Annotated in this window: 21 protein-coding genes and 1 tRNA gene; 15 read left to right on the forward strand and 7 right to left on the reverse strand. The window is 57.3% G+C overall.

Going from position 1 to position 23,202, the window contains the following annotated elements; translation table 11 throughout:
• Positions 1-40: 40 nt before the first annotated feature.
• On the reverse strand, positions 41-1,168 hold the full coding sequence (psrA, locus tag ABFT80_RS18960; RefSeq protein ID WP_347973497.1) for an iron-containing alcohol dehydrogenase PsrA: 1,128 nt from the start codon (positions 1,166-1,168) through the stop codon (positions 41-43).
• Between the two features lie 94 nt (positions 1,169-1,262).
• Here psrA and ABFT80_RS18965 point away from each other — a divergent pair, with 94 nt between their 5' ends.
• Positions 1,263-2,123 carry a LysR substrate-binding domain-containing protein gene (locus tag ABFT80_RS18965; protein ID WP_347973498.1) on the forward strand — a complete coding sequence of 287 codons (861 nt, stop codon included), beginning with the start codon at positions 1,263-1,265 and terminating at the stop codon, positions 2,121-2,123.
• A 4-nt stretch (positions 2,124-2,127) separates the two neighbouring features.
• On the opposite strand, the gene ABFT80_RS18970 is transcribed toward ABFT80_RS18965, so the two are convergent.
• Complete coding sequence (locus tag ABFT80_RS18970; protein ID WP_347973499.1) at positions 2,128-3,000, reverse strand: LysR substrate-binding domain-containing protein; 873 nt, start codon at positions 2,998-3,000, stop codon at positions 2,128-2,130.
• 119 nt (positions 3,001-3,119) lie between these two features.
• On the opposite strand from ABFT80_RS18970, the gene ABFT80_RS18975 reads away from it, so the two are divergent.
• The 9 genes from ABFT80_RS18975 (at position 3,120) to ABFT80_RS19015 (ending at position 15,559) form a co-directional block, all read left to right on the forward strand.
• Positions 3,120-4,787: a Na/Pi cotransporter family protein gene (locus ABFT80_RS18975; protein WP_347973500.1), complete on the forward strand. Its 1,668-nt coding sequence runs from the start codon at positions 3,120-3,122 to the stop codon at positions 4,785-4,787.
• Between the two features lie 99 nt (positions 4,788-4,886).
• Positions 4,887-6,092, forward strand: coding sequence for a 2-aminoethylphosphonate--pyruvate transaminase (locus ABFT80_RS18980; RefSeq protein ID WP_347973501.1), 1,206 nt, complete (start codon positions 4,887-4,889; stop codon positions 6,090-6,092).
• Positions 6,093-6,221: 129 nt separating this feature from the next.
• Positions 6,222-7,484: a phosphonoacetate hydrolase gene (gene phnA, locus ABFT80_RS18985; protein ID WP_347973502.1), complete on the forward strand. Its 1,263-nt coding sequence runs from the start codon at positions 6,222-6,224 to the stop codon at positions 7,482-7,484.
• Positions 7,485-7,494: 10 nt separating this feature from the next.
• Positions 7,495-8,949: a phosphonoacetaldehyde dehydrogenase gene (gene phnY / locus ABFT80_RS18990; protein ID WP_347973503.1), complete on the forward strand. Its 1,455-nt coding sequence runs from the start codon at positions 7,495-7,497 to the stop codon at positions 8,947-8,949.
• A 5-nt stretch (positions 8,950-8,954) separates the two neighbouring features.
• Entirely contained in the window at positions 8,955-10,070 is a 1,116-nt protein-coding gene (locus tag ABFT80_RS18995; RefSeq protein WP_347973504.1) for a TIGR03364 family FAD-dependent oxidoreductase, read from the forward strand.
• 147 nt (positions 10,071-10,217) lie between these two features.
• Positions 10,218-11,057, forward strand: coding sequence for an EamA family transporter (locus ABFT80_RS19000; protein WP_347973505.1), 840 nt, complete (start codon positions 10,218-10,220; stop codon positions 11,055-11,057).
• Positions 11,058-11,285: 228 nt separating this feature from the next.
• The gene (locus ABFT80_RS19005; protein WP_347973506.1) at positions 11,286-12,308 is read left to right on the forward strand and encodes a putative 2-aminoethylphosphonate ABC transporter substrate-binding protein; all 1,023 of its coding nucleotides are present in this window, start codon (positions 11,286-11,288) and stop codon (positions 12,306-12,308) included.
• A gap of 64 nt (positions 12,309-12,372) precedes the next feature.
• Positions 12,373-13,545, forward strand: a complete 1,173-nt coding sequence (locus ABFT80_RS19010) for a putative 2-aminoethylphosphonate ABC transporter ATP-binding protein (protein ID WP_455189966.1) — start codon at positions 12,373-12,375, stop codon at positions 13,543-13,545.
• Position 13,546: 1 nt separating this feature from the next.
• Positions 13,547-15,559 carry a putative 2-aminoethylphosphonate ABC transporter permease subunit gene (locus ABFT80_RS19015; RefSeq protein ID WP_347973507.1) on the forward strand — a complete coding sequence of 671 codons (2,013 nt, stop codon included), beginning with the start codon at positions 13,547-13,549 and terminating at the stop codon, positions 15,557-15,559.
• A 177-nt stretch (positions 15,560-15,736) separates the two neighbouring features.
• Here ABFT80_RS19015 and ABFT80_RS19020 read toward each other — a convergent pair.
• Positions 15,737-15,826, reverse strand: a tRNA-Ser gene (locus ABFT80_RS19020).
• 197 nt (positions 15,827-16,023) lie between these two features.
• Here ABFT80_RS19020 and ABFT80_RS19025 point away from each other — a divergent pair.
• The 3 genes from ABFT80_RS19025 to ABFT80_RS19035 all read left to right on the forward strand — a co-directional run bounded on the left by ABFT80_RS19025 (position 16,024) and on the right by ABFT80_RS19035 (position 18,239).
• Complete coding sequence (locus ABFT80_RS19025) at positions 16,024-16,350, forward strand: hypothetical protein (protein ID WP_347973508.1); 327 nt, start codon at positions 16,024-16,026, stop codon at positions 16,348-16,350.
• A gap of 41 nt (positions 16,351-16,391) precedes the next feature.
• Positions 16,392-17,057, forward strand: coding sequence for a peptide-methionine (S)-S-oxide reductase MsrA (gene msrA, locus ABFT80_RS19030; protein WP_347973509.1), 666 nt, complete (start codon positions 16,392-16,394; stop codon positions 17,055-17,057).
• A 192-nt stretch (positions 17,058-17,249) separates the two neighbouring features.
• The gene (locus tag ABFT80_RS19035; RefSeq protein ID WP_347973510.1) at positions 17,250-18,239 is read left to right on the forward strand and encodes a BMP family lipoprotein; all 990 of its coding nucleotides are present in this window, start codon (positions 17,250-17,252) and stop codon (positions 18,237-18,239) included.
• Positions 18,240-18,307: 68 nt separating this feature from the next.
• On the opposite strand, the gene ABFT80_RS19040 is transcribed toward ABFT80_RS19035, so the two are convergent.
• Together ABFT80_RS19040 and ABFT80_RS19045 are read right to left on the reverse strand one after the other, a co-directional pair.
• On the reverse strand, positions 18,308-19,681 hold the full coding sequence (locus ABFT80_RS19040; RefSeq protein WP_347973511.1) for a glutamate--cysteine ligase: 1,374 nt from the start codon (positions 19,679-19,681) through the stop codon (positions 18,308-18,310).
• 124 nt (positions 19,682-19,805) lie between these two features.
• Positions 19,806-20,540, reverse strand: a complete 735-nt coding sequence (locus tag ABFT80_RS19045) for a 16S rRNA (uracil(1498)-N(3))-methyltransferase (RefSeq protein WP_347973512.1) — start codon at positions 20,538-20,540, stop codon at positions 19,806-19,808.
• A 99-nt stretch (positions 20,541-20,639) separates the two neighbouring features.
• Here ABFT80_RS19045 and ABFT80_RS19050 point away from each other — a divergent pair, with 99 nt between their 5' ends.
• Together ABFT80_RS19050 and ABFT80_RS19055 are read left to right on the forward strand one after the other, a co-directional pair.
• A complete protein-coding gene (locus tag ABFT80_RS19050) occupies positions 20,640-21,347 on the forward strand; it encodes a type 1 glutamine amidotransferase (protein WP_347973623.1) in 708 nt (235 codons plus the stop codon).
• A 174-nt stretch (positions 21,348-21,521) separates the two neighbouring features.
• A complete protein-coding gene (locus ABFT80_RS19055) occupies positions 21,522-21,674 on the forward strand; it encodes a hypothetical protein (protein ID WP_347973513.1) in 153 nt (50 codons plus the stop codon).
• Here the strand turns inward: ABFT80_RS19055 and ABFT80_RS19060 are convergent.
• Complete coding sequence (locus ABFT80_RS19060) at positions 21,664-22,401, reverse strand: metallophosphoesterase (RefSeq protein WP_347973514.1); 738 nt, start codon at positions 22,399-22,401, stop codon at positions 21,664-21,666. The genes ABFT80_RS19055 and ABFT80_RS19060 overlap by 11 nt on opposite strands.
• Positions 22,398-23,192, reverse strand: coding sequence for an FCD domain-containing protein (locus ABFT80_RS19065; protein ID WP_347973515.1), 795 nt, complete (start codon positions 23,190-23,192; stop codon positions 22,398-22,400). The genes ABFT80_RS19060 and ABFT80_RS19065 overlap by 4 nt, the downstream gene beginning before the upstream one ends.
• Positions 23,193-23,202: the final 10 nt, after the last annotated feature.

The raw sequence follows: 23,202 nt of genomic DNA on the forward strand, positions 1-23,202 counted from the left end.
CGCCGGAGAAAACCAGCGCCCCGCGGCTATTATGGTTCAGTCATGCGACGGCCTTTTTCGCCTCCTCGCGAATACCTCCGGCCGCCAGCAGGTTTTGCTTGCTTCCGATGAAGTTCTGGCCGCGTTCACCATCGAATGCGACGTCGACAAGTTCACGGAACTCGTCGTCGCCGATTCCGTAATGCCGGTAGTTCGAAGCAACGCCGAGCTCGGTCAGAAAAGCCATGAGCTGTTCGGCTGCACTGCGCGCATCTCCACCAAAAATCGCGTGCAGGCCCTCCGCACAGATGCCTCCCTTGTCCGCCACGCTGCGGATGATCATTGGCAACGAAAACGAACATGCAATGCCGTGCGGTACACCGTGTCGAAGGGTGATCGGGTAAGACAGAGAATGTGCGATAGCGGTCTTCGTGTTGGAAAAGGCGAAGCCAGCCAGAGTGGAGGCTCGCGCCATCCTTTCCCGCAGATCGACATTTCGAAGATCCGCGGCCAGCAAGGGCAAAGTCGAGATCACGCCACGCGCGGCAGTGATTGCATGCGCCATCGAAACCGGATTGGCGCTGCGGTTCCATAGGCATTCTAGCGAATGCGACAACGCATCGAGGCCGGTCTGAATGGTCAAATCGCGAGGCTTTCCGATCATCAAGTCTGGATCGACGATGGAATATTGCGGGTAGAGGCCAGGATGTGCAAGCGAGTGTTTCACGCCGTCGGCACCGTCCCACACGGTGCCCCAGCAAGTGACCTCGCTGCCCGTGCCCGCAGTGGTCGGCACGGCAATCAACGGCCAAGGCGCGATGGTTTCTGCGCCGGCGCGTTTCTTAAGATAGGCCTCCATCGCAGCGAAATCGCCACGCGCAGCCGCGAATACCTTGGCTGAATCTATGACAGACCCACCGCCGAGCGCGACAATGACTTCGGGTTGAATTTCAAGTTTGGCGAAGCGGGCAGTTTGAGGCTCGAGTGCTGCGATATCGGGATTTGGCGCAATATCGTCGATCACCAATATCGGCGAGCCTGCGCTGGTTTCGAGCTGAGATGCCAGTGTCTGGAAATAGGCCTCGCCATAAGTCACAAGGGCGTAGCGGCGCCCACCGATGGCTTCTGACAGCTTGGAAAAGCTACCTCGACCGAAGCGGACGTCAACGGGGTTGCGATAGGACCACACGGCGATTTCCTGACTTGATGGCTATTAGACAGGATGAGAGTGGCGGAGCAGCTTACCATTGACAAATACAAATTTACGGCATCATTCATAGGCTGTGGCTATAGTATTTACCCACCTCCGGTCCTTTCATGCAGTCGCTGAAAATCGCGGCTTCACTGCTGCGGCCGATGCTCTTCATATAAGTCAGCCAACGGTCACCACTCAGGTCAAGGAGTTGGAGGAACGCTACGGCGTAGAACTGCTGGTGCGCCGTGGGCGGCGCGTCGAACTGACCGAAACCGGTGCTGCACTTTTCGATATTAGTCGCCGCATAATGAGTCTTCATGAAGAGGCCGAGGAATTGCTGCTTAGCAGTGGAAAGCTCACTACCGGCCAATTGCGGCTTGCGGCTGTAGGCCCATTCCATGCCACCGAAATGGTCGCACGGTTCCTAGCTATTTACCCGTCTATCAAAATCAGCATGCTGCTTGGAAATTCAGAGCAGACATTGCAGCGGATAATGGATCTGGAGGCCGACGTGGCCATTGTAGCCCACGCGGTTGACGATCCGCGCATCAACTCAATTCCATTCAACACGCATGAGGTGGTTGTTTTCGTCAACGTCGACCATCCTTGGCATGGACGTAAAAGCGTCAATATCGGCGACTTGGTCGATCAGCCGCTGATCCTGCGCGAAACCGGTTCAACGACGCGACGCGGCCTTGAGGTTGCTGCCGAAAAGGCTGGTGTGACGATCAAGCCATTCCTGGAAATAGGCAGTCGCGAAGGTGTGTGGAAAGCCGTGGAGCAGGGGCTCGGCATCGGAGTCGTGGCCGACTTCGAATTCGTCGCGCACCCGAGGCTTGAAACAATTCGCATCGCAGATGCAGAGGTACGTACCGAATACCGATTGGCCTGCCTGCAGGAGCGCCGGCAATCGCCTAAAATCAAGGCGTTCATCGACAGCGTTTTGTAACGGCTCAGTCGGGCGACGACAGCTCGCGGGCGAGGTTCCAGAAAGCACGTACCAGCTTGCCGCCTGAGCGTTCTTTCAAACTGATGAGCGCTTCATCCATGAGCATTTCTGGGGCGTCTATAGTAATCGGAACGAGCCGGCCATCCTGACCGAATTCCGCTTCCGAAACAAAGCCAACGCCGCTGCCGGAGGCGACGATCTCCCGCACCGCTTCGCGGCCTTCCGCCTCGATCGCCGCCCGCAGCACGACGCCCTGCTCGGCGCTCATCGTCTCCAGCTTGTGTCGGGTCTTCGACCCACGTTCGCGCAGCACCAAAGGATGCTTGGCCAGCTCTGTGAAGTTCATCGACTTCATCTTTGCCAAAGGATGGGTGCGGGCGACGAAGGCGATGATCGGTGTCGAATTCAACTTCAGCACATCGAATTCGCGGCCTTCTGGAATTTCGCCAAGCACGCCGATGTCACTTTCGTAGGAGAAGAGGCTGGCAATCACCGTTTCTGTATTTCCGCTGCGCACGGTGACCTGAATGCCTGGATATTTTTCGCGGAACGGCCCGAGAATTTGCAGAAGGTGATGCGCAGCATCGGCAACGATACGCAGCGTACCCGAGCGTAACGCCCGGGATTCTGACAGAATATCATGCGCCTGCTGTTCGGTGTCGAACATGCGACGGGTGATCTCGAGTAGCTGTTGGCCGAAAGGCGTCAACGTCACCTGCTTTTTGTGCCGATTGAAGAGCAGAACATCATACTCTTCCTCAAGCTTGCGCACCTGATCGGAGATTGCGGGCTGCGTAAGGAACAGCGCTTCGGCGGCGCGAGAAAACCCGCCGGTGGTCGCGACATAGTGGAATGCGCGAAGCTGAACGTAGCGCAACGATGGCATCCTTCCATAGGTTCAGTCGATAGAACCATAGAAACTAACGAATTGACTTATGTAAAGCCCGATCGGAATCTTAGGTCTTCATAATTCCCTGAAATGAAGGCGCCACGGCCATGCACTTTTCGCTCATCCTGCTGCATCTGGCCGGAGCGACCCTGCTGCTCCTTTATGCCGTCCATATGGTCCGCAATGGAATGGAGCGCGGCCATGGCGATGCACTGCGCCGGCTGCTCGGTGAAGCCAAGAGCGGGCAATTGAAGGCCGCCGGTGGTGGTGCCGCAATTGCAATCATGCTGCAAAGTTCGACGGCAGTGGCGATGCTCGCCTGCGGCTTTGCCGCAAGCGGTGTCCTGTCGTTGCCGGTCGGGCTGTCATTGCTTCTCGGCGCGGATTTGGGTTCGGCACTGGTGGTTCGGATACTTTCCTTCGAGCTAGGCTGGCTGGTGCCGGTTTGCCTGCTGGTTGGCGGCGTCATGCATCTCAAGCTGTCGAGTCGGAAGGTGACGGAGACCGGTCGCATGGTGCTCGGCATTGGGTTTGTGCTTCTGTCGCTCAAACTGATCGGAGAGGCGACGCATCCGCTACGCGACAGCGCCATTCTGCCCACATTTGCTGGCTATCTCGCCGATGACTATTTTACTGCCTTCCTGATCGGCGCTGCTTTCACATGGCTTATCCATTCCAGCGTAGCCGCGATATTGATGGTTGCCGCCTTTGCTGGGCAGGGCTTACTGCCGCTTGAGGCTGGCGTGCCGCTCGTCCTTGGGGCCAATCTCGGCGGTGGGTTGATCGCGTTCTGGCTGTCACGCGGTATGCCGCCGCAAGCGCAGCGCATTCCCGTCGGCAATCTGCTTTTTCGCGCGGTCGGCTCCGTGATTGCCTTGGCGGCAATCGAGACTGTCGGTCCGCGGTTGGATTTTCTCGGCAGCAATCAGGGCGTGGCGCTGGTCAATCTGCATGTAGCCTTCAACATATGCCTGCTCATCTGCGCGCTGCCCTTTGCTGGCGCGATGGCGCGGCTGACAACAAGCTTGCTGCCCGAACCCACCGTGAAGAACAGCGATGGCGGCCTGATGGCAAATCGCAAGTCTGCACTCGACCGCACGGTAATCGGGAATCCAAATCTGGCGCTTGCCAGTGCCACGCGAGAATTGCTGCGCATGGGCGAACTCGTAGAGGTCATGGTTCGGCCGGTAATGGATTTGCTCGACAATGGGACGCGCGACCGGATTGCCCGCACCCGTTTGGTTGATGAGGAGGTCAATCGAGCGCACACGGAGATCAAGCTTTACCTTGCAGAGGTAAATCGCGGCGAGATGACTGTGGTGGCTGCACGCAAATGCATCGAACTCACCGATTTCGCAATCAATCTCGAGCATGCTGGCGACATCGTGGCGAAGAACCTTCTGGTGCTGGCCAATGAGCGCGCGGAGCGCAATCTGCGCTTTTCCAAGGAGGGTTGGGCAGAGCTGATGGAGTTGCATCAGCGATTGGTGGAAAACATACATCTTGCGCTGAACGTGCTGGTTTCGAACGATCTGCCGTCTGCACGCCAGCTTGTCGTCGAAAAAGAGCGCATGCGGGTGCTCGAACGACGCAGCCATGACGGCCATTTGATGCGGCTGCGCTCAGGCACTCTGGAAAGCATCGAGACCAGCGACATGCATCTCGAAGTCGCGCGCGCTTTCAAGGAGATCAATTCGCTGCTGGCGACTGTCGCCTATCCGCTGCTAACCGAAAGCGGGCATCTGCTTCAGAGCAGATTGGCCGTTGTCGGATGATCGCCTCAGCTTATGAGTGAATACAAAATAACGATTTTTCAAATAGGTTGAATGAGTGCAGAGTCGGTCTCAACAACACGTTTACGGGGAGGATCGCTAATGCGGGTCGATACAAAAAATACCGCGCCAAGCGAAGGTTTCGAGGATCCCGCATTGGGTGAACCTTATCTACTGACGCCAGGCCCACTCACCACGGCCTACTCTGTCAAACAGGCGATGCTGCGCGATTGGGGTTCGTGGGATGGCGATTTCCGTGCGATGACGGCAGATATGCGTCACCGGTTGCTTGCCCTGACCGGCGATGCCAAGGGCGAATATGATTGCGTGCCTTTGCAGGGATCAGGCTCTTACTGTGTTGAAGCCATGCTCGGCTCCTTCGTGCCGAAGGACGGCAAGGTGCTGGTGCTGGCAAATGGCGCCTACGGCCTGCGTGCGGCATCGACAATGCAGTATCTCAACCGCGCCTATACGCTGATCGACAAGGGCGACTATCTGCCGCCGCGAGGCGACGAAGTCGCGGCGGCGCTCGACGCCGACCCTGCGATCACCCATGTCATCGCTATTCACTGCGAGACCAGCTCCGGCATTCTCAACCCGGTCGCCGAGATTTCCGAAGCGGTCTATTCGCGCGGGCGCAAGCTTCTGGTCGATTCAATGAGCGCCTTTGGCGCGGTTGATCTCAACGTCAACGATATTCGCTACGAGGCGATGGTTTCCTCGGCCAACAAGTGCATCGAGGGTGTGCCGGGTTTCGGCTTCGTCATCGCCAAAAAGACGGAGCTTGAGGCTGCGAAGGGGCGCAGTCATTCGCTGTCGCTCGACATACATGCGCAATGGGCGACAATGGAAAAGACCGGCCAGTGGCGTTTCACGCCGCCGACGCATGTCGTTGCCGCCTTCCTTGAAGCGTTGAAAATGCATGAGGCCGAGGGTGGCGTTGCGGCGCGCGGTGCGCGCTACATGAAGAACCGTGACGTGATGGTGGCCGGTATGCGCGAACTCGGCTTCGAGACGCTTTTGTCGGACCGATGGTTGTCGCCCATAATCGTCACATTCTTTTGCCCTGCGCATGCGAACTTCAACTTCGATCGCTTCTACGAACTGATGAAGGACAAGGGGTTCATCATCTATCCAGGCAAGTTGACGGTGGTGGATTCATTCCGCGTCGGCTGCATCGGTCGTATGGACGAACATGTGATGCGCCGCGTGGTGGAAGCCGCTCGTCAGTCGTTGAAAGAACTCAAAGTTCCTGATGCCGCACCGCCGGCAATTGCTATTGCGGAGCGGGCCAAGCTGGCTGCGTGAAGCATAGAGAAAACCTATTCGAGAATTCAGAATAACGATTTGGCAAATGGATCATCGTGATTCAAAAATGCGGCCAAAGAAAACCGAAGTGTGGTCCGCGGACCCGGAACGCTCAAGGCAGGAAATCCGATGAACCAGATGTCCCCTATCAACGTGACCGCAAATGGCCGCACCTACGCATGGCCGCGGGTGCCAGCGATTGCAATCTGTCTCGACGGCTGCGAGCCGGCCTATCTGGATGAAGCGATCAAGGCCGGACTGATGCCTGCGCTGGAGCGGATCAAAGCCAAGGGCACAGTGCGCATGGCGCATTCTGTTATTCCCAGCTTCACCAATCCTAACAATCTGTCGATTGCGACGGGCCGCCCGCCAGCAGTGCACGGCATTTGCGGGAACTATCTCTACAACCCGGAAACGGGGGAAGAGGTGATGATGAACGATCCCAAATTCCTCCGTGCGCCGACAGTATTTCAGGCATTCTACGATGCTGGCGCTCGCGTTGCGGTGGTCACTGCCAAGGACAAGCTGCGCTCGCTTCTGGGACACGGGCTGAAGTTCGACGAGGACCGCGCCATCTGCTTCTCATCGGAGAAGTCGGACACGACCACTGTTGCTGAGCATGGTATCGCCAATGCCGCGAAATGGTTGGGCAAGCCCGTGCCGGAAGTCTATTCGGCGGAGCTGTCGGAGTTCGTTTTCGCTGCTGGCGTCAAGCTGCTGCGCGAATGGCGGCCGGATGTGATGTATCTGACCACGACCGACTACGTTCAGCACAAATATGCGCCGGGCGTAAAAAAGGCGAACGACTTCTACGAGATGTTCGACAAATATCTTGCCGAACTCGATGAATTAGGCGCCGCAATTGTCGTAACCGCCGACCACGGCATGAAGCCCAAGCACAAGGCCGACGGCACGCCGGACGTTGTCTATGCGCAGGACCTGCTGGACGAATGGCTGGGCAAGGACAAGGGACGGGTGATCCTGCCGATCACCGACCCATACGTCGTCCATCATGGCGCGCTTGGCTCGTTTGCCACGGCCTATCTGCCGAAAGACGCGGATCGAGCCGACATCATGGAGCGGCTGAAGAAGATCGACGGTATCACGTTGGTTTTGGGTCGCGAGGACGCCTGCGCGCGGTTCGAACTTCCGGAGGATCGAATCGGCGACATCGTCATGGTATCTGGCGAGAACAAGACCATCGGCACCTCGGAACACCGTCACGATCTGGCTGCGCTCAATGAGCCACTGCGCTCACATGGCGGGCTGACGGAACAGGTAGTGCCGTTCATTGCCAACAGGGTTCTGCCGGATTTGCCGAATGAACCGACTTTGCGCAATTTCGACGCGTTCTACTATGCGGTGATGGCTGCCGCGCTGCCGTCGAATTGAGGCAAAGGCGATGACCAAACTTGATCCGTCAATTGCAGTTCGCCATGAACCGATGCGCATAGCAGGTAAGAAGGTCGATGCCGACGCTGTGCTTGAAGTTCGTTACCCTTGGAACGACACGGTGGTTGGCACCGTGCCGGCGGGTAATGCAGAGCACGCCAAAAAAGCGTTCGAAATCGCTGCGAACTATAAATCGAAGCTGACCCGCTACGATCGTCAGAAAATCCTGCTAAAGACAGCCGAACTCCTGAACGCCCGCAAGGAGGAAATCTCCGATCTGGTGACGCTGGAACTCGGCATTTCCAAGCAGGATTCACTCTACGAAGTCGGCCGCGCCTTCGACGTTTTCACCCTGTCGGGCCAGATGTGCATTCAGGACGATGGCCAGATTTTTTCTTGCGATCTGACCCCGCATGGCAAGCAGCGCAAAATCTTCACAATGCGCGAGCCGCTGAAAGCGATTTCCGCAATCACGCCGTTCAATCATCCTCTCAATATGGTGTCGCATAAAATCGCTCCGGCGATTGCCACCAATAATTGCGTCGTCGTTAAGCCGACCGAGCTGACACCAATGACCGCGCTGGTGCTGGCCGACATCCTCTACGAGGCTGGCCTGCCGCCGGAAATGCTGTCGGTGGTGACGGGTTGGCCGAAGGACATCGGCGACGAGATGATCACCAATCCCAACATCGACCTGATAACGTTCACAGGCGGCGTACCGGTTGGCAAACTGATCGCCTCCAAAGCCGGGTACAAACGCCAGGTATTGGAGCTCGGCGGTAACGACCCGCTCATCATCCTGAACGATCTTTCCGATGACGATCTGGCAAAAGCGGCCGACCTTGCAGTCGCAGGTGCGACCAAGAATTCGGGGCAGCGCTGCACGGCGGTAAAGCGAATTCTGGTTCAGGAAAGTGTTGCTGATCGTTTCGTGCCGCTGGTGCTGGAGCGAGCGAAGAAGCTGCGCTTTGGCGACCCGATGGACCGCACTACCGACCTCGGCACGGTGGTACATGAGCGCGCGGCAAAACTGTTCGAAGACCGTGTTCACATGGCTGCCGAGCAGGGCGCCGACATCCTTTACAATCCCGGCCGTCAAGGCGCGCTTCTGCCGCCAATCGTGGTGGATCGTGTGCCGCATGGTTCCGAGCTTGTCATGGAGGAAACTTTCGGACCGATCATCCCGATTATCCGTGCTCCCGATGACGATGACGCGCTTATCGCCCTGTCGAATTCGACCGCTTTCGGCCTCTCTTCCGGTGTTTGCACCAATGATTTCCGCCGTATGCAGAAATACATTGCGGGCTTGCAAGTTGGCACTGTCAACATCTGGGAGGTGCCCGGTTACCGCATCGAGATGAGTCCATTCGGCGGCATCAAAGACAGCGGAAACGGCTACAAGGAGGGCGTTATCGAAGCCATGAAGAGCTTCACGAACGTCAAGACTTTCTCGCTGCCGTGGTGATTTGAGTGCAGTACGATCTAGCGATTGTCGGCGCTGGCATAATTGGTCTCGCGCATGCGCTTGCTGCGGCAAAGCGTGGTCTGCGCATCGTCGTGATCGACCGGGACGCGCAGGCCAATGGCGCATCGATCCGCAATTTCGGCCTCGTTGTCGTCAGCGGACAGAATTCGGGAGCGGCGCGTCGTCTTGCCGAGCGCTCGCGCGAGGTTTGGCTGGATATTGCCCAGCAGGCAGGCATCGAAGTCGTGCATAGTGGAATGCTTGTTGCGGCACAGCGGCCTGAAGCCCTAGCCGTGCTTGAAGCTTTCAAGAGCACGGAACAGGGGCGCGAATGCCGGATATTGTCGCCCGAAGACGTGGGGCAGTTTCAGCCCGAACTCGATCCGTCACGCATCGTCGGTGGGTTGTTCAGTCCCTTTGAACTGAGGGTCGAATCCCGCGAAGCGATACCGAAGCTGGCAGCCTTTCTGGAAGAAAATTATGGTGTGGCATTCATCCGAGGCGCAGCCGTCAACTCTGTGTCACCCCCATCTGTGAACACAAGTCGTGGTCGGGTGGACGCTGAGAACGTAATCGTCTGTCCCGGCGACGATCTTGTCAGTCTCTATCCGGAACGGGTTGCCGCTTACGGCGTCAAACGCTGCAAACTGCAGATGCTGCGGCTGGAAGATCCGGGCTTCAAACTGCACGGAGCCTTGATTTCCGATCTCAGCCTTCTGCGTTATGGCGGTTACGCGGCGTTGCCTGAAGCTGCTAATTTGGAAATACGGCTGGAAGCGGAACAGCCGATACCGCTTGCCAATGGTGTCCATCTCATCGTCGTGCAGAGTGCTGACGGATCGCTGGTGGTAGGCGATTCTCATCACTATGCGGCAACTCCCGACCCGTTCGCTGGAGATGATGTCGACGTTATGATGCTTGACGAGTTTGCTGCGATTTTTAAGCAGGCGGCACCGAAAATTCTGGCGCGCTGGACCGGCACGTACTCTTCGGCTTCAGGGCAGGAATATTTTCGTGATGCTCCGCAAGAGAATGTGCGTCTTGTCATGGTCACAAGCGGCACAGGCGCGAGTACAGGCTTTGCAATTGGCGAAGAAACCATCACGGAACTATACGGTTGAACCAGGAAGAGGTTGGATTGAATAATTCAGTTTTTCGAAGGATGCGGCGGTGAATTTGCATTGGGCTCAGACATTTACGTATCGCCGCTTCGTCCTTGGAAAATGGATGTTTCAGCCTAAGTCTATCTCGGCTTAGCGGGTTTCGCAGTGTCAGCAACCGCGCTTTCCATCGTGCTTTTTGCAGCCTTCTTGCACGCAAGCTGGAACGCGCTCGTAAAATCGGCATCCGACCGCGCGCTGACGCTTGCAGCCGTTTCTGCAATGCATGCGCTGGCAGGCGTCGTTCTGATCGCAATCTCACCCGTACCCGCAATGGCGAGCTGGCCTTCAATCGCGATCTCCACGATCGTCCACTACGGCTATTACGTGCTGCTCTTTCAGGCTTATCGGCTTGGTGACCTTAGTCAGGTCTATCCGATTTCGCGAGGCATGGCGCCAGCGCTCGTTGCCCTTGGCACATTGCTGATAATTGGCGAAACGTTATCACCGCTGGGCTGGTCGGGCCTCGCGCTGGTGACTGCTGGGATCGGGTTGTTGGCGTTGCAACGCGGCGCTGGTCAGGCTGATGGCAAGGCAGTGCTTGTCGCGGCAATGCTTGGGCTTAGCATCGCGGCTTATTCCGTGGCCGATGGTGTGGGCGTTCGATTGGCGGGTAGCGCTACCGGCTATATGGGTTGGCTCTTCCTGTTCGAATCCCCAGTTGCGTTGGCCATTCTGGCAAGCCGCCGAAGGTCAGGCACTCCAATCGATTGGAAAATTGTCGGGGTCGGTTTGGCAGGTGGTGTTTTCGCCGTGACTGCTTACGGGCTTGTACTTTACGCGAAGACTATTGCGCATATCGGGGCGGTATCGGCCGTCAGAGAATCCAGCGTGATTATCGCGGCCCTGATCGGTGTTGTCGTCTTTCGTGAGAGACCGTGGATGGGACGAATTCTTGCGGCAGTCATCGTCGCGTTCGGCGTTCTGATACTTGCCGTTTCGGAATAAGTCTCCGCGGCAGTTTTGTCTCAAATGACTGGCTTTGAGGTCAGTATGACAACCTCATGACTATTATAAACTGAAGCGATAGCTCTATAGGATAAATAGATTTTACTTATCATCCGTACACCTCCACATTGACCCATGGACGATATCGACCGGTGTTAAGACCGGTGATTGCCAAAGAGCGCGAGCGTCTTGATGCATCGAGAACTGTATCAACCGGGGAACCAAATAATGAAACGTTTCACATCCATTTGCATGGTCGCCCTAGCGACCGCTTTGTCGACTTCGGCAGCTTACTCTCAAACGAATTTGACCGTTTACACAGCGGTGGAAGCCGTCGACCTCGATCGATACAAAGCTGCATTCGAAGCGGAAAATCCTGACATCAAGATCAACTGGGTTCGTGATTCAACCGGCGTCATGACCGCCAAGCTGCTGGCCGAAAAAGACAACCCGCAGGCAGACGTTGTCTGGGGTCTGGCCGCAACCTCGCTGCTTCTGCTCAAGGGCGAAGGCATGCTTGAGCCATATGCGCCAGCGGGTGTCGAAAAACTCGATCCGAAATTCGTTGATACCTCGACGCCGCCAAGCTGGACTGGAATGGACGCCTATGTTGCGGCGATCTGCTTCAACACCGTCGAAGCAGAGAAAATTGGCCTTGCCGCGCCGAAAACCTGGAAGGATTTGACCAAGCCCGAATATAAGGGCCACGTCGTCATGCCGAACCCCAACTCCTCCGGTACAGGTTTCCTCGATGTCTCGGCATGGCTGCAGATGTTCGGCGAGAAGGGTGCGTGGGCGTTTATGGACGGCCTTCACGAAAACATCTCCGCCTACACGCATTCGGGCTCCAAGCCCTGCAAGATGGCAGGTGCAGGCGAAACGGTTGTGGGCATATCTTTCGAGTTCCCTGGTTCCAAGGCAAAGTCTGCTGGCGCGCCGATCGACATCATCTTCCCCGAAGAGGGTTCCGGCTGGGAAGCAGAAGCAACAGCAATCATAGCAGGCACAGCGAACCTCGAAGCGGCCAAGAAGCTGGTGGACTTTACTGTCTCGAAGGAAGCCAACGAGATGTACAATGTCGGTTATGCGGTCGTCGCATATCCTGGCATAGCCAAGCCGGTCGAGCATTTGCCGGAAGACGTTGCCTCCAAGATGATCAAGAACGATCTCGAATGGGCCGCCAATAATCGCAAGGCGATCCTGACCGAATGGGCCAAGCGTTACGACGCGAAATCCGAACCCAAGACTTGATCCAACATCGCAAGGCCGCCAGCAAACTGGCGGCCTGCTTCACAATTTGAACCGGATGGATAACATGCGTCATGAAATCGTGGCCGGCATTCCGGCGACGCCGACCGGGGTGCGTCCGATGTCTATCGCTCACAAGCCGGCCTATCTTGAGATCGAAAATCTCTGGAAAGCCTTTGGGGATTTCACGGCGCTGAAAGATGTTTCTCTCAGCATCAAGGACGGCGAGTTCGTCTGTTTTCTCGGGCCCTCCGGCTGTGGCAAGACCACGCTGCTGCGCGCGATTGCAGGGCTCGACCTTCAAACGCATGGCACGATAAGGCAGGGTGGCAAGGACATCTCCACTTTGCCGCCTTCGAAACGCGACTATGGCATCGTGTTCCAGTCTTATGCGCTGTTTCCAAATCTGACAATTGAGAAGAACATCGCTTTCGGTCTTGAAAACGCCAAGCGTCCAAAAGCTGAAATCAATGCGCGTGTAGCGGAATTGCTGTCGCTCGTCGGACTGTCCAGTCAGGCGAAAAAATACCCAGCACAGCTATCCGGCGGCCAGCAGCAGCGCATCGCGCTCGCCCGCGCGATAGCGGTGGCGCCGGGCCTGCTTTTACTCGACGAGCCATTGTCCGCGCTCGACGCAAAGGTGCGGGTGCATCTTCGTCATGAGATCAAGGAATTACAGCGCAAGCTTGGTGTGACGACAGTCATGGTGACACACGACCAGGAAGAAGCATTGTCGATGGCGGACCGCATCGTGGTTATGAACCACGGCGTGATCGAGCAGATAGGCACGCCTACAGAGATTTATCGACATCCGGCAACGCTATTCGTTGCCGACTTTATTGGCGAAACCAACCAGATTTCGGCTAAGGTTCTGGGCGGCAACAAAGTTGCGCTTGCTGGCACCGAACTGCTTTGCGCGGGGCACGAATTGGCCGATGGTGCGGACGCCGTTGCGGTTATCCGTCCGGTCGATATTATTCCGCATAGCGTCAGCGCGCGTTCGCCCGGTGCTCAGGACATTGTCGGCACGCCGGAAAATCTGGTCGACGTCACTGTGAACGAGATGGAGTTTCTAGGCGCCTTCTGGCGTACCCGCCTCGCGTCGCCACGCTTCGGCGAGCGCATCCTGATCGCTGATTTCTCGATCAATGCTGTGCGCCGGCTGGGTCTGGAAGCCGGTGTGGCGATGAAGATCGAACTGCCGCGCGAGCGTGTGCTCGTGTTTGAAAAGGCAGCCTGATATGACTGCCACGTCGCTGACCATGCCGGCTGGTCGGGCGCTGCGCCAGCAGGTTTCTTCCGATGAGATCGCCAAACGCGGGCTGATGATTGTCATCTCGCTCTATCTGTTGGTCGCGCTCGCCGCCCCGCTTTACGTCCTGCTTTCGAAATCGGTATCGACGTACCATTTCAATCTCAGCAACTTTGAAATCGCGAGGTCGGACGACACAGGCGGCAATTTCGGTGACGCGAAATCAGTTGCAGCCCTTAATGAAGCGACAAACGCGATCGCTCCCGGCCAACTCGCTACAGGTTCGGACGGTCGTTTGTCAGTCACAGGCCTGTTTCCGGATTTCAGTTTTCGCAGCCCCGTGAATTACCGCATCCGCGGCACGACAGAGACGGCAACCTATCTGGTCGGCTCCGACATGCATCGCGGAACGGAGTGGACTGAACTCGATTCGAACAACTTCCGGCGTGTTGTGCTCCGGCCTGAAAAGCAGACTGGCCTGGACAATTTCGTCGCCTATTTCTCCACCCCGGCGCTCGCTCAATCGATCTTCAATTCCGTGCTTATGGGATTGATCAGCACTGTACTGGTGATCTCGATTGCCTTCGGCCTCGCCTATGCGCTCAACCGCAGCCGGATGCGCTTCAAAAGCTTTTTTAGGATGGTGGCGACGATCCCTATTCTTGTACCGTCGCTGTTGCCGGGTATCGCGCTCATCTATTTGTTCGGCAATCAAGGCCTGCTGAAGGACATGATGATGGGGTACTCCATCTATGGTCCGATCGGTATCGTTGTTGGCTCTGTATTTTTCACTTTGCCTCACGCACTGCTAATTATCTCGACCGCATTGGCGATTGCCGATGCACGCCATTATGAAGCCGCAGAATCCCTGCGCGCCAGCAAATGGCGGACCTTCTGGACAGTCACGATCCCGGGCGCACGATACGGCATCATTTCCGCCGCCTTCGTGGTCTTCACCATGGTGATAACGGATTTCGGCCTGCCGAAGGTTATTGGCGGGCAATACAACATGCTTGCCGTCGACATTTACAAGCAGGTTATCGGCCAGCAGAATTTCGAAATGGGCGCGGTTGTTTCCGTGATCCTTCTAGTGCCTGCAATCGCAGCCTTTTTTGTCGACCGTCTGATCCAGAAAAAACAGGTGGCGCTGCTTTCCGCGCGTTCAGTTCCTTATCAGCCGAAGCCAAACAGGCGCTTCGACCGGCTCTGTCTTGCCTATTGCGCGGTAATCGCCCTGTTCATCCTCACGATGATCGGCGTCTGCCAATTGGCAGCGACGGTCAAGTTTTGGCCTTACGACCTCACCCCAAGCCTCAATAATTTCCGCTTCGACCTGATGGATGGCGGTGGGTGGGGTGCCTACTACAATTCGATAAAGATGGCTCTACTGACCGCCGTGTTCGGCACGGTGATTGTATTTGTCGGTGCCTATATGGTCGAGAAAAGCGAAGGATTTCGCGTCGGCCGCACGCTGTTTCAGTTTCTCGCCATGCTGCCGATGGCAGTGCCCGGAATGGTGCTGGGCCTGGCCTACATTTTCTTCTTCAACAACCCGGCAAATCCGTTCAACCCGATCTACGGCACCATGACGATCCTCGTGCTCTGCACCGTCACGCACTTCTACACAGTGTCGCATCTGACGGCAGTGACTGCGCTAAAGCAGATGGATCGCGAGTTCGAGCCGGTCGCTGCATCGCTCAAGCAGCCGTTTTACAGATTGTTCTTCCGGGTGACCGTACCGGTCTCCTTGCCGGCAATTCTCGATATCTCGATCTATCTCTTCGTCAATGCCATGACGACTGTGTCGGCCGTCGTGTTCCTTTATTCGACGCATACACAATTGGCCTCGGTTGCGGTTCTCAATATGGACGATGCTGGCGATATCGCACCGGCGGCCGCAATGGGTATGATGATATTCTATACCAATGTCGCGGCGCGCCTACTTCACGCCGCAGTCTCAACACTGCTCCTGTCGCGCACTCAGCGCTGGCGTAATCGCTGACGCGTCTGTTTGTACGCCTCAGTATGCCCGATCTTCGGTAAGCCGCGTCAGCACCGCTGGCCGTCACCTTTTTCCACGCTACATGCGAGAATCTACGAATATTGGCTGGGGATTAGTTTGGGAATGGCTCTTGGCTAAGAGAAAAGCCCCATTATCAAAAAATTTGCAGGAAAATTCTGGCGGAGAGAGCGGGATTCGAACCCGCGTTACGGTCTCCCGTAAACACACTTTCCAGGCGTGCGCCTTCAACCACTCGGCCACCTCTCCGCATGCGTAGCCGACAAAAACCAACTGACGCCGGGCTGATCTAGTCGATCCGCGGCCGAATGCCAAGCGTCCAGAACTTTTTTCGTGTGATTTTCGTACACGACTTGTAGCAAGGCCCTCAAAACGCCGCGCGACAATTGCAGATGAGCGGCACGCACCATACATAATGATACGGAAACCAGTGGTTAGGGGTTCCAATGTTTCGTTTCCTGTTTCGTCTCGCCGCGTCGATCGCGCTGGCCGTAGCCGTCATCATGGCGGTGCTGGATGCCACGCGCACGGTCGCGGCGTCGCAATTGGTTCTGACGCCTTTGGCGACCAGTTGGGTGACCGTATCGCCCGAGACACTGGAAACGGCACGCGCCTTTGTAAGCGAGAAGGTCCACCCGTTGCTTTGGGATCCGGCGATCGTCACCGTCCTTAAACTGCCGGGCTTCGTCTTTTTCGCGATATTGGCGTTTCTGCTCTATGCGGTCGGCCACAGGCCTGAGCGACGCTCAGGCCGTTTTGCGGCGGATCTCTGATGGCGGGCCTCTACCGTTTTTGAAACAGAAAGGGAATGCGCATGTTTTTCCTGAGTGACATGATGAACAAGAAGCTGCATCTGCCGAAGGCTGGCGAGGCCTTGCCGGGACGCGAAAAGCCGCTTCAAACCGCAACGAAACATTTTGTTTCGAAACGACCGCTGAAAGGGCCGTATCCTGAAGGTCTCGAGACTGCGATGTTCGGGCTTGGCTGTTTCTGGGGAGCGGAGCGGCTTTTCTGGCAGACCGATGGTGTCTGGGTGACGGCGGTCGGCTACGCAGGCGGATTGACGCCCAACCCGACCTATCAGGAAACCTGCACCGGCCTGACGGGCCATGCCGAGGTCGTTCTGGTCGTCTACGATCCTAAGATCGTGTCCTATGGCGATCTGCTGAAAATCTTCTGGGAAAGCCATGATCCGACGCAAGGCATGCGGCAGGGCAACGATGTAGGCACGACCTACCGCTCGACGATCTACACCTATGGCGATGCGCAATATGCGCAGGCGATTGCTTCTGCGGATGCCTACGGAGCGCAATTGAAGAAAGCGGGCCAGGAGAAGATCACCACTGAGATCGCCCCGGTCCCGGAATTCTACTTCGCCGAAGAAGAGCATCAGCAATATCTGGCGAAGAATCCCTATGGCTACTGCAATCTCAGAGGCACGGGCGTTGCCTGCGCCATTCCAGCGCCGACCGCTGCCTGAGAAAATCATGCCGTTGCGCGCGCACCTCGCGTAACGGCATGTGTCACGCTTTAAGATTCCGCGTGAATTTTGTTTTTCGTCATGCAAGACTGAATGCAAAGGAGCTGACGCTCCTCTTGGCACGGCCTGCCTTTAATCGGGCAGGCCACTAAAGACAAAAACACGGATAACAACCGACAGGGTGTGGATCACATGAAGCGTATCGTTCTTGGCCTTCTCGCGGCAACAGCTTTGGCTTTTCCGGCGTTCGCCGCAGAGTTCAAGCCTGCCATCCTTTATGATCTAGGCGGAAAATTCGACAAATCCTTCAATGAATCAGCTTTCGAAGGCGCTGAAAAATTCAAGACGGAAAGCGGTGTCGCTTATCGCGAGTTCGAAATTCAGAACGACGCGCAGCGTGAGCAGGCACTTCGCAAGTTTGCCGAAGACGGCAACAACCCGATCGTGATGCCCGGCTTCAACTGGGCGACGCCTCTGGAAAAGATTTCGGAAGATTTCCCGGAAACGCAGTTCGTCATCATCGACATGGTCGTCGAAAAGCCGAATGTGCGCTCGGTCGTCTACAAGGAGCATGAAGGCTCCTACATCGTCGGCGTTCTGGCCGCGATGGCATCTCAGAGCAAGAAGGTCGGCTTCGTCGGCGGCATGGACGTTCCGCTCATCCGTAAATTCGGCTGCGGCTATGTCGGCGGCGCAAAGGCTGCTGGCGCAACCGACGTGATCCAGAACATGACGGGCGATACGCCTGCTGCGTGGAACGACCCGACAAAGGGCGGCGAGATCACCAAGGCACAGATGGATCAGGGCGCTGACGTCGTTTATGCGGCGGCTGGCGGCACGGGTGTCGGCGTTCTTCAGGCTGCGGCCGACGCTGGCAAGCTGGGCATCGGCGTCGATTCGAACCAGAATGCACTGCATCCCGGCAAAGTGCTGACCTCAATGGTCAAGCGCGTCGACCTTGCAGTCTACAATGCCTTCAAGGAATCGCAGGACGGCAAGTTCACCTTCGGCATCAACAATCTCGGCCTTGCGGAAGACGGCGTTTCCTACGCGCTCGACGACAACAACAAGGATCTGATCACCGACGAGATGAAAGCCGCTGCCGAAAAGGCCAAGGCCGATATCATCGCAGGCACGGTCACCGTTCACGACTATATGTCGGACAATTCCTGCCCTTATTGATAGGCAGGCAGGTTAGAAAAAACCGCCGGGGTGAAAGCTCCGGCGGTTTTACTTTGTGTTGGAAGCGCTCAGTAGGCGTATTCGAGGAATACCGGCTCGATGGAGCCGCCCCAGCGCATGTGATAGGCGCTGAGCATTTCCTGTGCGCTGGTCGTGCCGCGTGCGACGACCTCATCCAGCGTGGAGAGGAAGGTGCTCTCGTCATAGCCTTCGCGGTTCAGGCGGGCGCGGTTCTTCAGGCCTTGCGACGAAATGGCAAGCACGTCGCGCGCCACATCGCGCAATGTGGTGTTGCGGAAGGACGTGGCGATGCCGCCCGCGGGCACTTCATTGCGCATTGCCAGCACTTCCTCGAACGTCCAGTCGCGCGTCAACGCTTCTGCAGCGTCCAGCGCCTGCTCGTCATAGAGCAAGCCGACCCAGAATGCCGGAAGCGCACAGATGCGCCGCCATGGGCCGCCATCGGCGCCACGCATTTCCAGAAAGCGCTTGAGGCGCACATCCGGGAAAAGCGTCGAGAGATGGTTTGCCCAGTCGCCGATATTCGGAATGCCGTCCGGGATTTCCTTGCGCGCGTCACCGGCCATGAACTGGCGGAACGTCCAGCGCGTCATGTCGTGATAGCGTCCGTCGCGGATCACGAAATACATGGGAACGTCGAGCGCCCATTCGACATAATCGGCAAAGCCGAATTCCGGCGAGAAGCAGAAAGGCAGGAGGCCGGAGCGCTGATTGTCCGTGTCGGTCCAGATCTCGCCGCGCCAGCTCTGCAGGCCGTTCGGATGTCCGTCGGTGAATGGCGAATTGGCGAAAAGCGCGGTCGAAAGCGGCTGCAGCTTCAACGACACCTGCATCTTGCGACGCATATCCTCTTCGGAGGAAAAGTCGAGATTCACCTGAATGGTGCAGGTGCGGTACATCATGTCGAGGCCCTTTGTGCCGACCTTCGGCATGTAGTTCGTCATGATGTCGTAGCGCGATTTCGGCATGCGCGGCGTCGCTTCGAGGCTCCATTTCGGGCTGCCGCCAAGACCCAGAAAACGGATGCCCAACGGCTCCGCAATCTCGCTGAGCTGCGCCAGATGCGCGTTGCCCTCACGACAGGTCTGGTGAATGGTTTCCAGCGGCGCGCCGGAAAGCTCGAACTGGCCGCCCGGCTCCAGCGAGATCGCGCCCTGTCCGGTCGGCTCCACCAGGCCGATGATCTTACCGGCATCGATGATCGGCTCCCAGCCGAGCTTATCCTTCATCCCGTCCAGAAGCGCGCGGATGCCGCGCTCGCCCTCATAAGGAACAGGCGCGTTGCCATCCACATAGAAAGGGAATTTTTCGTGCTCGGTGCCGATGCGCCACGCGTCGCGCGGCTTGTTGCCTTCGGCGAGGTGAAGCACCAGTTCGTCGATGCCCTCTACCGGCCGAAAGTCATTTGTATCGCGCGCCATTCGTGAAGCCTTTCCGCACGGCTGCTACGCCGCATTTGCCGCCGGCGCTTGATGGACGAAATGCCGCCCGCTGATCAAGCGAAAAATCCTGATGCATCTTCAAGCTAAATTGTTGGCCCGGCCACTACCAGTCCCCGATTGTTGCCTGAATGACCGCGAGTGCGGCAACCGCCGCCGTGTCGGCGCGCAGGATTCGGGGGCCGAGCGGAATTGCGGTGACGAAAGGCAGAGCGCGCAATTGCTTGCGCTCATCGTCGGAAAAGCCGCCCTCTGGCCCAATCAATACACCCAGCTTGCGCTCGGTTATCGCTGATAGTGACGCCATCGGATTGTTCGTTTCCGCACTCTCGTCGCAAAAGATCAACCGGCGATCCTGCTCCCAGCCGCCGATAAGGCTCTCGAACTTCACCGTTTCGCGCACTTGCGGAATGGCAAGGATGCCACATTGCTCGGCGGCTTCGACAGCGTTTGCCGTCAAACGGTCGATGCTGGTCTTCGCATTTTGCGTATGCTGCGTGGCGACGGGTTGCAGCACGCCAGCGCCCATCTCGACGGCTTTCTGTACGAGATAGTCGAGACGGCCCTGTTTCAACGGGGCAAAGCAATAGATGAGATCCGGGTGGGGCGGCTGCGGACGCGTCTGTTCGCCGACACGCAGCACGACCGCTTTCCTGGTACGTGCTTCGATACTTGCGGAGAATTCGCCGTCGCGCCCGTTAAAAAGCAGGATTTCAGCGCCCTCAGTCAGCCGAAGCACATTGCCGAGATAGTGGCTGTGTTCGGGGCTGGCATTGAAGCCCGCACCGGTTTGCAAATCCTGCGGCACGAAAAGCCGCTGCATCTTGTAGTTCGCTCGCATGGCTGATGAATGCTGGAGCCACCGTTCAAGGTCAAGCTCTTCCGGCACATGTTTCGGCATGCTATCGCTCGGCAATATTCAGGCGGCAAGGGTGGTTTGATGCAGGTTCTGGTCGTTCAAAACTTCGAGCATACGAGCTTGGGGCAGGTGGCAACCGCATTGGAAGAAGCTGGCGCCACGATCGACATGCGCAAACCCTATCAGGGTGCCGCGCTGCCCACGGATTCCAGCAATCATGACGCGTTGATCGTGCTTGGCGGTGGTCAGAACGCGCGTGACGACGAAAACCATCCCTATCTTCCAGAAGTGGTCGAACTCATTCGCAGCTTCGAGCAGGCTGACCGTTCGGTGCTGGGCATCTGCCTCGGCGGCCAGCTCGTGGCAAGGGCCTTCGGCGCGGATAATCTGATCGGCGCAGCACCTGAATTCGGCTGGAAACAGGTCGTTTTGACCGGCAGGGCAAAAAGCGACACGGTTTTCGCCGCCATGCCTTCGGATTTGAAAACCTTCCAGTTTCACAATGATACTTTCACGCTGCCCGAAGGGGCGGTGCATCTCGCATCTAGCGGCGTTGCCGCCAATCAGGCATTCCGGGTCGGGCGCGCCACCTACGGCGTCCAGTTCCACTTTGAGGCCGACCGGACGCTGCTTGCCGAATGGAACGAGCGGTTCACCGATTTCATCGAGCAGACCGAGCCGGGCTGGATTGCAAAATTCGAGCAGGAAGCGGACATCCACGCGGAAGAAGCTGACCGCAACGGCATCGCGCTGGCCCGCGCCTGGGTCTCTACGATCAAGCGCCGATAGAGCGTTTGCCGCGTGGCAAATTTGGCACTGTTGGAATTTTCCACAATGCCTGTCTTCCGACCCGCTGGCGTTTCCTCTGAGTCCTGCCTACAACGCCGCTCGTTGAATGAAACTGGCATTGTCGTTCCATTCTTCACTTCAAGCGAAACCAATTCGTAACATCCAGATGATGGAATGCAGGAAGCCGTAACAGAGATGAACCCGTTGAAAGCCCTGCTCCTCTCCTTCGCAATGCTGTCCGCCATCGCTCTCGGCGGCTTCGGGATCTATTCGGCTGATGCCTCGAGCGACCATGCGGTCGTCGATGGCTATGGCGTTATGCGCTAACCGAGACGATCCGCTTATCCTGCCCGTCTATTCGCAGCGCAGTCAGCACACCCGATTGAAACGCTTTCGTATCGAGATTGACCCGGTTTGCCATGATTTCGGCTTCGGGGCCGGGCGTATGCCCGTGTACGACGATTTTTTCGAATAGACCCGGATAATTCAGGAATTCATTGCGTATCCAGATGAGGTCTTCGCCGTCCTGGCCGTCCAGCGGCACGCCGGGGCGAACGCCTGCGTGGCAAAAGAAGAAATCGCCCATCGAAAACGAGCGCCGCAATGTTTTCAGGAATGTGCGATGGCTTTCAGGCACCGCCCGCACAAGCGCCACATGGCCTTGCCTGAACGCCCCCGGCTCATTGAAATTGATCTCGACGCCGTAGGATCGAGCCGTATCCGCACCGCCATAACGAGCGAACAGGCCCTCTGCTTCAGGATGGTCGAGGAACTCTGCAAAGCCTTGATCGTGATTGCCGGCAAGGCAGATGATGCGCTCATCGCGCTCTGTCCGGGTAACGAGAAGTTCCAGAACACCGGCCGAGTCCGACCCCCGGTCCACATAGTCTCCGAGATGGATGATCCGCCAGTCGGATGGCGGATTTGCAGCCAGATCGGCGTGAATGGTTTTGTGCATTTTCTGCAGCAGGTCCAACCTGCCGTGCACGTCGCCTATGGCGAATATCCGAATGCCTTCCGGGCCTTTTGCATCCAGAAAATGAACGCCGGTCATTGCCGGTTTTTCTTGGGCAATTCGTCGACGCGCTGGCGAAGCCTGAGGCGTGAAACGCGCTGCCAGTCGCCGGTGCGTTCTGCTTCTGCCATGGCTCGCTCGACGAAGCTGATATGATCCATCGCCGCCTGCCGGGCGCGCGGCGCATCGCCTTCGATAATGGCCGCATGGATCGCCTGATGCTGCACTAGCAATTTATCGCGCGCGCCGGGCAGGGCGAACGCCAATTGCCTGTTGTGAAAAACGTCTTCGGAAAGCAGGCGATAACAGGCGCGCAGCGTGTGCAGCAGGATGATGTTGTGGGCACATTCACCAACCGCATTGTGGAATTCGAGATCGATCGCGGCATCCTGATCGACATCTTCCAGACGATGCGTTTCCTCCATCCGCGCCATGATCCGGCTGAGCATTTCGCGATCTTCGCTCGTCGCGCGTTTCGCAGCATATTCGGCAGCCACGCCTTCGATCTCGCGGCGATATTCGAGATAGTCGGCGGAGGCCTTGTTGTGGCTGGCAATCAGTTCGATGACAGGCTTGGAAAATATCTGCCCGATAACGTCCGCAACATAGGTGCCGCCGCCATGGCGCGTAACCAGAAGCCCGCGTAACTCCAGCGCTTTCAGTGCCTCGCGCAGGATTGGTCGGGAAACGTCGAACTGCCGCGCAAGCTCGCGCTCTCCGGGCAGCCGATCCGACACCCGCAGCACGCCTTCCAGAATCAGGCTTTCGATCTGCCGCACGACCTCGTCGGCAGTCCGGGAATGGTCGATCTTGGAGAATATTTCGGTCACGATGGCGTAA

This window comes from Foliimonas ilicis, assembly GCF_039939195.1.
In the GTDB taxonomy this organism is placed as follows: domain Bacteria; phylum Pseudomonadota; class Alphaproteobacteria; order Rhizobiales; family Rhizobiaceae; genus Foliimonas; species Foliimonas ilicis.